The sequence below is a fragment of the Rathayibacter sp. AY2B7 genome (assembly GCF_002931635.1).
Classification (GTDB): Bacteria; Actinomycetota; Actinomycetes; order Actinomycetales; family Microbacteriaceae; genus Rathayibacter.
Window position 1 is genome coordinate 1 of sequence record NZ_PSUC01000133.1, and the last position, 8,086, is coordinate 8,086.

Sequence of the window (8,086 nt, forward strand, 5' to 3'; positions counted from 1 at the left end):
GCATCGAGCGGGCGAACTCTCCGAACTTCGCCTCCGCCTTCTGCCGGAGCCTCGCCTGGGTGAGCACCGCGGCGACGAGGACGGGGGAGTGGCCGGCGGGACCGGGACGGAGCCGTGCTGCTCGTCGGAGCCGGGGCCGGGACGGGTGCTGTCGTCGCTCATGGCGCGAGTCTAGCCAGCACCCGGGCGGCGGCGGAGGGGTTCCGTCCGCTCACGCGGGCAGGTACCCGCCGTCGCGCAGGTCGCCGACGAAGGCCGTCCAGGCGAGGTAGGCGATCACCGCGAGGACGATCGCGAGGTAGCCCAGCACGAAGCCGGCGACCGCGAGACCGCGGCCGCGCTGTCCGGAGCGTCGGGCCTGGGCGAAGCCGATGTGGCCGAGGACGATGGCGGCGGGCGCCAGCCCCAGCAGTCCGCACACCAGAGCCGCGACCGCGAGCGGATTCATCGGCGGGCGGCGGGGCGGGAGACCGGGGTAGGGATCGGCGGCGGCCGTCGGCGGCGGGTAGGCCGCCGACGGCTCGCCGAGTGGAGGGGCGAACGGCGCGGGCGCCGGTCCGGTCTGCGGTCCGGGCGCGGTGTCGTCGGTCACGGTGTCCTCCTGGTGGTGCGGGCGCCCCCGAGCCTCGGAGGCGTGTCGATCAGTACCCGGTCGTGGGCATGGTCGCCGCGATCGAGAAGAGCGCGACGAACGAGATGATGGTGATGATGATCGCGACGAAGCCGATGATGACGGCGGCGAGGGCGAGGCCGCGGCCCTTCTCCCCCGTGCGCTTGATCTGCGACAGGGCGATGAAGCCCAGCACGATGCCCACGATGGAGACGAAGAACGAGGCGATGAAGCCGATGATCGCCAGGATGTTGTAGCGGTCGGACGCGGGCGTGTACGGAGTGGTCATGGAATCCCCCAGGGTCAGGAACGAGCGGATGCGGCCAAGAGTGGCAGTGGCACGATCCGCCTGTCAAAAAGCTGGACGGCGCTTGCGCGGCCCGGCCGCCGCCCGGTAGAGGCCTCAGCGGACCTGGATCTCGGTGACCGGGAGGGTCGAGTCGGCCCCGAAGCCGAGCCCCGACGGCGGATGCCCCGCCTCGATCAGCTGCGCCGCCAGTGCAGCGATCATCGCGCCGTTGTCGGTGCAGAGCGAGAGCGCCGGGATCCGCAGGGTCACTCCCGCGGCCGCGCACCGCTCCTCCGCCAGAGCGCGCACCCGGGCGTTGGCGACCACGCCGCCCCCGAGCAGGAGGCGCGGCACGCCCCGGTCGCGGCAGGCGGCGAGCGCCTTCGTGAGCAGGACGTCGGCGACCGCCTCGCGGAAGCTCGCCGCGACGTCGGCCACGGGCACCTCCTCCCCCGCGTCCTGGCGCTTCTCGACCCAGCGGGCGACCGCGGTCTTCAGCCCTGAGAACGAGAAGTCGTAGCGGTGGCGCTCGAGGTCCTTCGGCAGGCTGAGCCCGCGGGGGAAGCGGATCGCCTTCGGGTCCCCGTCCGCCGCCACCCGGTCGATCTGCGGTCCGCCGGGATAGGGCAGGCCCAGGACGCGCGCCACCTTGTCGAAGGCCTCGCCGGCGGCGTCGTCGATGGTCTCGCCGAGCAGCTCGACGTCCGACACCAGATCGCGCACGTGCAGGAGCGAGGTGTGCCCGCCCGAGACCAGCAGCGCGATCGTCGGCACCTCGACGGGGCTGCCCTCGCTGCCGTCGGCCCGGAGGACGTCGGCTCCCACATGTCCGACGAGGTGGTTCACGGCGTAGAGCGGCAGGCCGAGCGAGACGGCGAGCGCCTTCGCCGCTCCGACGCCGACCATGAGTGCGCCCGAGAGCCCCGGTCCGCTGGTGACCGCGATCGCGTCCAGGTCGCCGAGCGCGACACCGGCCTCGGAGAGCGCCGCGTGCAGGGCGGGCTCGAGCGCCTCCAGGTGCGCCCGGGCGGCCACCTCGGGCACGACGCCGCCGTAGCGGGCGTGCTCCTCCATCGAGGAGGCGATGGTGTTCGAGAGAAGCGTCGTGCCGCGGACGATGCCGATCCCCGTCTCGTCGCAGCTGGTCTCGATGCCGAGGACGAGGGGTCCGGTGCTCACGGGGTCTCCTGGGTCGGGGTCGGCGGCCGGCGCATCACGATCGCGTCCACTCCGTCGGGCTGGTAGTAGGCGGGGCGGACGCCGATCTCCTCGAAGCCCTCCGAGCGGTAGAGGGTCTGCGCGGCGGGGTTGTCGGCGCGGACCTCGAGGAAGACCTCGCGGGCGCCTCGCTCGCGGGCCGCCTCGAGGAGCGCGCGCAGCAGTCGGCGGCCGAGGCCGGTGCGGCGGACCCGGGCGACGACCGCGATCGTCTGCACGTCGCCCTCGTGAGCGCCGACGGGGCAGAGGAGCCCGGCGTAGCCGACCACCTCGCCGTCCTGCTCGGCGACCAGGTACCGGGTGTGACGGCTCCGGATCTCCTCCGCCATCATCCCCCGCGACCAGGCGTCGCCGGCGAACTCGGACTCCTCTATCGCCATGACCGCGTCGAGGTCGTCCGCCTGCGCGTCGCGGAGCACGGCCTCGCTCATGCGGTCACCCGCTTGGGGCCGGCCGACAGCGTGACGTCGGGCGAGCGGAGGTAGAGGGGCTCGTCCGCGGCACCGGGCCGACCGGCCGCGCGCAGGCGGGCGGCCACGACTCCGAGCTCGCCGGCGGAGACCGATTCGGCCTCCAGGCGCGGGAGCTCCGGATGCGGGAGGGCCGGCGGCTTGTCCAGGCCCGGGCCGGCGAGGCGGACGGGGAGTCCCTGATCGTCGAGCCCGTCGTAGGCGCTCCAGTACAGCTCGCGGCGGCGGGCGTCGGTGACGACGAGGAAGCCCGCGGCGCGCCCGTGCCGCAGCGCGGCGAGCGCGATCGCGTCGTGCGAGACGACGGGGAGGGTGGGGACGCCGCGGCCGAGCGCGAAGGCCCGGGCGGCGGCGATCCCGACCCGGAGGCCGGTGAAGGGGCCGGGGCCCATGCCCACGGCGACCGCCTCGATGCCCCCGGGAGCCACGTCGGCCGCCTCGAGCGCCTCCTGGATCAGCCGGCCGACCACCTCCGCGTGGCGCATGGTGTCGGTCTCGGTGCGCTCCGAGCGCACGGCGCCCGCGGAGTCGACGACGGCGACGGAGGTTCCGGAGGAGGTGTCGATCGCGAGGAGCACGCGTCCAGGGTACCCGCGGGCTCAGCTCCAGCCGGTGCCGCGGAAGCGGACGGTCCGCGGCTCGATCGGCTCCTCGCCCTCCTCGGCGTCGGAGCCGGCGGTCGGCCGCTCGATGACCACGTCGAGCCAGGACTCCGCGACGCCGTCCAGCATCCCGGCCCCCCACTCCACGACGACCACCGAGCGCGCCGGATCGAGGTCGAGGTCGTCGAGCTCGACCGGCGAGCCCACGCGGTAGGCGTCGACGTGCACGAGCGGCGGCCCGTCGTGCAGCGGCGGATGCGTCCGCGCGATCACGAAGGTGGGGCTCGTCACGGGACCCCGCACGTCGAGGCCCTCGCCGAGCCCGCGCGTGAAGGTCGTCTTGCCCGCGCCGAGCGGCCCCGTCAGCACCAGCAGGTCGCCGGCGCGCAGCACTCGGCCGAGCTCGCGGCCGAGCTCCGCCATGGCCTCCGGATCGGCGACCTCGACGACGCGGTCCGCGAACCAGGAGCGCTCAGGCACGGCCGTCCGCCGCGCTCAGCAGCCGCCGCTGGACGCGCGGCCCGAGCCGGGTGACCAGCTCGTAGTTGATGGTGCCGCACCACCGCGCCCACTCGTCGACCGAGGGGACGCCGGTCGTCGGGTCGCCCCAGAGCGTCACCGGGTCGCCCGTCGCGACGCTCGCATCCCCCACGTCGACGACGAACTGGTCCATCGCGACCCGCCCGGCGATCCGGTGGCGGCGGCCGCCGATCGAGACCTCCGCGACGCCGGAGGCGCTCCGCGGGATGCCGTCCGCGTAGCCGAACGGCACGAGCGCGAGGGTCGTCCCGCCCTCGGCCCGCCAGGTGTAGTCGTAGCTCACGCCGGTCCCGTGGGGCACCCGGCGGACACCGGCGACGCGGCCCTGCAGCGTCATCGCCGGGACGAGCCCGAGCTGGAGCGAGGTCTCGTCCTCGAACGGCGAGAGCCCGTAGAGGGCGATGCCGCTGCGCACCATGTCGAGGCGGGCCTCAGGGAGGCGCAGCGCCGCCGCCGTCGCCGCGAGGTGCAGGACCGGCGCCTGCACCCCGTGCGCGGCCAGCACGGACTCGGCGCGGCGGAGGAGCGCGAGCTGGGCGAGGTCGTCCTCGCGCGAGGTGTTGGACAGGTGCGAGAACAGCCCGGTGAGGTGGACGGTGCCGCGAGCGCTGTGACGGGCGAGCGCCTCCGCCAGGTGCGGCCACTCCTCCTCCGCGGCGCCGTTGCGGCTGAGGCCCGTGTCGACCTTGAGCTGCACGGCGGCGCGCACACCGCGGTCCTCCGCCGACTGCGCGAGCGTGTCGAGCTGGTCGACGGAGGAGACGGCGACGTCGATCGAGTGCTCGAGCGCCGCGTCGAAGTCCTCGCCGGGGTCGTGCAGCCAGCAGAGGATCGGAGCGACGACGCCGGCCTCGCGCAGGGCCACGGCCTCCCGCAGCTCCGCGGTGCCGAGGGCGTCCGCGCCGCCGTCGAGCGCCGCCTGCGCCGCGGCCAGGGCGCCGTGCCCGTAGCCGTTGGCCTTCACGACGGCCATCAGCCGTCGGGCACCGGTGAGCTCGCGCAGACGCCCAGCGTTCGCCGCCATCGCGTCGACGTCGATCACCGCCTCGCGGTACGACGCGGGGACGCTCACGACTCGGCCACCACGAACGCGCAGGCCACGCCCGCGTCGTGCGTCATCGAGAGGTGCACGCGCGTGATCCCCCGCGCCTCCGCGGCCGCCCGGGCCGGGCCGTGCAGCGCGAAGGACGGATTCCCGTGCTCGTCCCGCTCGACGACCATGTCGTGCCAGCCGGCGCCCACGGAGTCGCCGAGCGCCTTGATCAGCGCCTCCTTGGCGGCGAAGCGGCCCGCCAGCGAGGCGACCGGGAGCGAGCGTTCGCTCTCGGCGAACAGCCGGTCGCGGAGCCGGGGCGTGCGCGACAGCGAGCGCTCGAAGCGCGCGAGGTCCACGACGTCCACCCCGATCCCCACGATCACGGCTCGATCACTCGACCGTGACCGACTTGGCGAGATTGCGCGGCTGGTCGACGTCGAGGCCCTTGGCGGCGGCGAGCTCCATCGCGAACATCTGCAGCGGGGTGACGGCGAGCAGCGGCTCGAACAGCGGGTCGGCGAGCGGGATCGGCACGACCTCGTCGGCGATCTGGATCGCGGCCGTATCGCCCTGCTCCGCGATCGCGATGACGCGGGCGCCGCGGGCCTTGATCTCCTGGATGTTCGAGATCACCTTGCGCTGCAGCTCGTACGACTCGCTCGGGCTCGGCACGATCACGAACACGACCTGGCCAGGCTCGATCAGTGCGATCGGGCCGTGCTTGAGCTCGCCCGCCGCGAAGCCCTCGGCGTGGATGTAGGCGAGCTCCTTGAGCTTCAGCGCGCCCTCGAGCGCCACCGGGTAGCCGACGTGGCGGCCGAGGAACAGCACCGCACGGGTGTCGGCCATCCAGCCGGCCAGCTGGGCGATGTCGTCGGAGGCGTCGAGCACGCGGGAGAGCTTCTCCGGGATCGCGGCGAGCTGAGCCGCCTGCGAGGCGACGAGCTCGGTGGAGGCGGCACCGCGCACCGCGGCCAGGTGCAGCCCGAAGAGGTAGAGCGCCGCGATCTGGGCGACGAAGGCCTTGGTCGAGGCGACCGCCACCTCCGGTCCCGCGTGCGTGTAGAGCACGGCGTCCGACTCGCGCGGGATCGTCGCGCCCTGGGTGTTGCAGACCGAGAGCGTCTTGGCGCCGTGCTCGCGGGCGTACTTGACCGCCATCAGCGTGTCCATCGTCTCGCCGGACTGGCTGATCGAGACGACGAGGGTGCGCGGGGTGAGCACCGGGTCGCGGTAGCGGAACTCGTGGCTGAGCTCGACCTCGACGGGGACGCGCGCCCACTTCTCGATCGCGTACTTGGCGACCATGCCCGAGTAGGCGGCCGTGCCGCAGGCGATGATCGTGATGCGGTCGATCTCCGTCAGCACCGGGCCGAGCGCGTCGAGCTCGGGCAGCGTGATCGCGCCCTCGTGGATGCGGCCGCGGAGCGTGTTCGCGACGGCCTCGGGACCCTCGGTGATCTCCTTGGCCATGAAGCTCGACCAGCCGCCCTTCTCGGACGCCGACGCGTCCCAGGCGATCTCGAACGGCTCGGTCTCGACGGGGTTGCCGAAGAAGTCGGTCACCGTGACGAGCTCCGGGGTGATCGTGACGATCTGGTCCTGGCCGATGGCGACCGCGCGGCGGGTGAACTCGACGAACGCCGCGACGTCGGAGCCGAGGAAGTTCTCCCCGTCGCCCAGGCCGATCACGAGCGGCGAGTTGCGGCGCGCGCCGACGACCACGCCGGGCTGGTCCTGGTGCAGGGCGAGCAGGGTGAACGCGCCCTCGAGGTGCGCGACGACGGCCTGGAAGGCGAGCACGAGGTCGCCGGTGCGGCGGTACTCGCGGGCGATCAGGTGCGCGGCGACCTCGGTGTCGGTCTCGCTCTCGAAGACGGCGCCCTCGGCGAGCAGCTGCTCCTTGAGCGGCTGGAAGTTCTCGATGATGCCGTTGTGGATGACGGCGAGCCTGCCCTCGTCCGCGAGGTGGGGGTGGGCGTTGCGGTCGGTCGGGCCGCCGTGCGTCGCCCAGCGGGTGTGGCCGATGCCCGTGGTGCCCTCGGCCAGCGGGTGCGCCTCGAGGTCGTCGACCAGGACGCTGAGCTTGCCCGAGCGCTTGCGGCTGTCGAGCTGCCCGTCGGCGTCGATCACGGCCACGCCGGCCGAGTCGTAGCCGCGGTACTCCAGACGCTTCAGGCCCCCGAGCAGCACGGCCAGGCTGTCGCGCTCACCGACGTATCCAACGATTCCACACATGCGCTCGATTCTAAGCGGCGCGGAGGCGCCTCCCGCGGCGTCGGGCACCCGGCGGGGCGGGCGCTAGGATCGGTCCCCATGCCGTCGTCTCCTCGCGATCCCGCGCGCGACGCGCACCCCTCCCCCTTCGTCGAGATCGTCCGCTCCGACTGGGCCGAGCTCGCCCGCACCACGGAGCTGCCGCTGTCGGAGACCGAGGTCGTGCAGCTGCGGGGGCTGGGCGACCGGCTGAGCCTCACCGAGGTCGCGGAGGTCTACCTGCCGCTCTCGCGCCTGCTGAGCCTGTACGCCGGTGGCGCGCGGCACCTGCACCGCGCGACGAGCACGTTCCTCGGGGAGCGCGCGCAGCCGACGCCGTTCGTGATCGGCGTCGCGGGGTCGGTCGCGGTGGGCAAGTCGACGATCGCGCGCCTGCTGCGGGAGCTGCTCGCCCGCTGGGAGGACACGCCCCGCGTCGAGCTGGTGACCACCGACGGCTTCCTTCTGCCCAACCGTGAGCTGGAGCGCCGCGGTCTGATGAGCCGCAAGGGCTTCCCGGAGTCGTACGACCGCCGGGCGCTGCTCCGCTTCGTCTCGGAGGTGAAGGGCGGGGCCGCGGAGGTGCGCGCGCCGTTCTACTCGCACCTCTCCTACGACATCGTCCCCGATGCTGAGATCGTCGTGCGGCGGCCGGACGTGCTGATCGTCGAGGGCCTGAACGTGCTGCAGCCGCCGGTGCCCGGTCACGGCCTGGCGGTGAGCGACCTGTTCGACTTCACCGTCTACGTCGACGCCCGGACCAGCGACATAGCGCGCTGGTACGAGGAGCGCTTCCTCACCCTGCAGCAGGGCGCGTTCGCGAATCCGAACTCCTACTTCCACCGCTACGCGGCGCTCAGCCCGGATGAGGCCCGCGAGCGCGCGCGGAGCATCTGGGCCGCGATCAACGAGCCGAACCTGCTGCAGAACGTGCGCCCCACCCGCTCCCGCGCGAGCCTGGTCCTCCGCAAGCAGGCCGACCACACCGTCTCCTCGGTCCTCCTCCGCAAGATCTGACCGCGCCCCCGGTCGCTGTTCGCCGCCGCGCGCACCGCACAGCCACCG

At 73.6% G+C, this 8,086-nt stretch carries 10 protein-coding genes; 1 reads left to right on the forward strand and 9 read right to left on the reverse strand.

What is annotated here, in order from left to right; all coding sequences use genetic code 11:
- Positions 1 to 211 precede the first annotated feature (211 nt).
- The 9 genes from C5C27_RS15760 to glmS form a co-directional block, all read right to left on the reverse strand.
- Positions 212 to 592 (reverse strand): DUF4190 domain-containing protein, encoded by a 381-nt coding sequence (locus tag C5C27_RS15760; RefSeq protein WP_104234159.1) that lies wholly within the window; start codon positions 590 to 592, stop codon positions 212 to 214.
- 49 nt (positions 593 to 641) lie between these two features.
- The gene (locus tag C5C27_RS15765; RefSeq protein ID WP_104234158.1) at positions 642 to 899 is read right to left on the reverse strand and encodes a DUF4190 domain-containing protein; all 258 of its coding nucleotides are present in this window, start codon (positions 897 to 899) and stop codon (positions 642 to 644) included.
- A 114-nt stretch (positions 900 to 1,013) separates the two neighbouring features.
- A complete protein-coding gene (tsaD, locus tag C5C27_RS15770; protein ID WP_104225013.1) occupies positions 1,014 to 2,078 on the reverse strand; it encodes a tRNA (adenosine(37)-N6)-threonylcarbamoyltransferase complex transferase subunit TsaD in 1,065 nt (354 codons plus the stop codon).
- Positions 2,075 to 2,548 carry a ribosomal protein S18-alanine N-acetyltransferase gene (gene rimI / locus C5C27_RS15775; protein WP_104314880.1) on the reverse strand — a complete coding sequence of 158 codons (474 nt, stop codon included), beginning with the start codon at positions 2,546 to 2,548 and terminating at the stop codon, positions 2,075 to 2,077. The genes tsaD and rimI overlap by 4 nt, the downstream gene beginning before the upstream one ends.
- The gene (gene tsaB / locus C5C27_RS15780; RefSeq protein WP_104225011.1) at positions 2,545 to 3,165 is read right to left on the reverse strand and encodes a tRNA (adenosine(37)-N6)-threonylcarbamoyltransferase complex dimerization subunit type 1 TsaB; all 621 of its coding nucleotides are present in this window, start codon (positions 3,163 to 3,165) and stop codon (positions 2,545 to 2,547) included. The genes rimI and tsaB overlap by 4 nt, the downstream gene beginning before the upstream one ends.
- 21 nt (positions 3,166 to 3,186) lie before the next feature.
- The gene (gene tsaE / locus C5C27_RS15785) at positions 3,187 to 3,612 is read right to left on the reverse strand and encodes a tRNA (adenosine(37)-N6)-threonylcarbamoyltransferase complex ATPase subunit type 1 TsaE (protein ID WP_104225016.1); all 426 of its coding nucleotides are present in this window, start codon (positions 3,610 to 3,612) and stop codon (positions 3,187 to 3,189) included.
- Between the two features lie 49 nt (positions 3,613 to 3,661).
- Positions 3,662 to 4,801, reverse strand: coding sequence for an alanine racemase (gene alr, locus C5C27_RS15790; RefSeq protein ID WP_104314881.1), 1,140 nt, complete (start codon positions 4,799 to 4,801; stop codon positions 3,662 to 3,664).
- Positions 4,798 to 5,148: a holo-ACP synthase gene (locus C5C27_RS15795; RefSeq protein ID WP_104238773.1), complete on the reverse strand. Its 351-nt coding sequence runs from the start codon at positions 5,146 to 5,148 to the stop codon at positions 4,798 to 4,800. The genes alr and C5C27_RS15795 overlap by 4 nt, the downstream gene beginning before the upstream one ends.
- 7 nt (positions 5,149 to 5,155) lie before the next feature.
- Positions 5,156 to 7,003: a glutamine--fructose-6-phosphate transaminase (isomerizing) gene (gene glmS, locus C5C27_RS15800; protein ID WP_104227413.1), complete on the reverse strand. Its 1,848-nt coding sequence runs from the start codon at positions 7,001 to 7,003 to the stop codon at positions 5,156 to 5,158.
- Positions 7,004 to 7,081: 78 nt separating this feature from the next.
- On the opposite strand from glmS, the gene coaA reads away from it, so the two are divergent.
- A complete protein-coding gene (gene coaA / locus C5C27_RS15805; protein WP_104234153.1) occupies positions 7,082 to 8,038 on the forward strand; it encodes a type I pantothenate kinase in 957 nt (318 codons plus the stop codon).
- Positions 8,039 to 8,086: the final 48 nt, after the last annotated feature.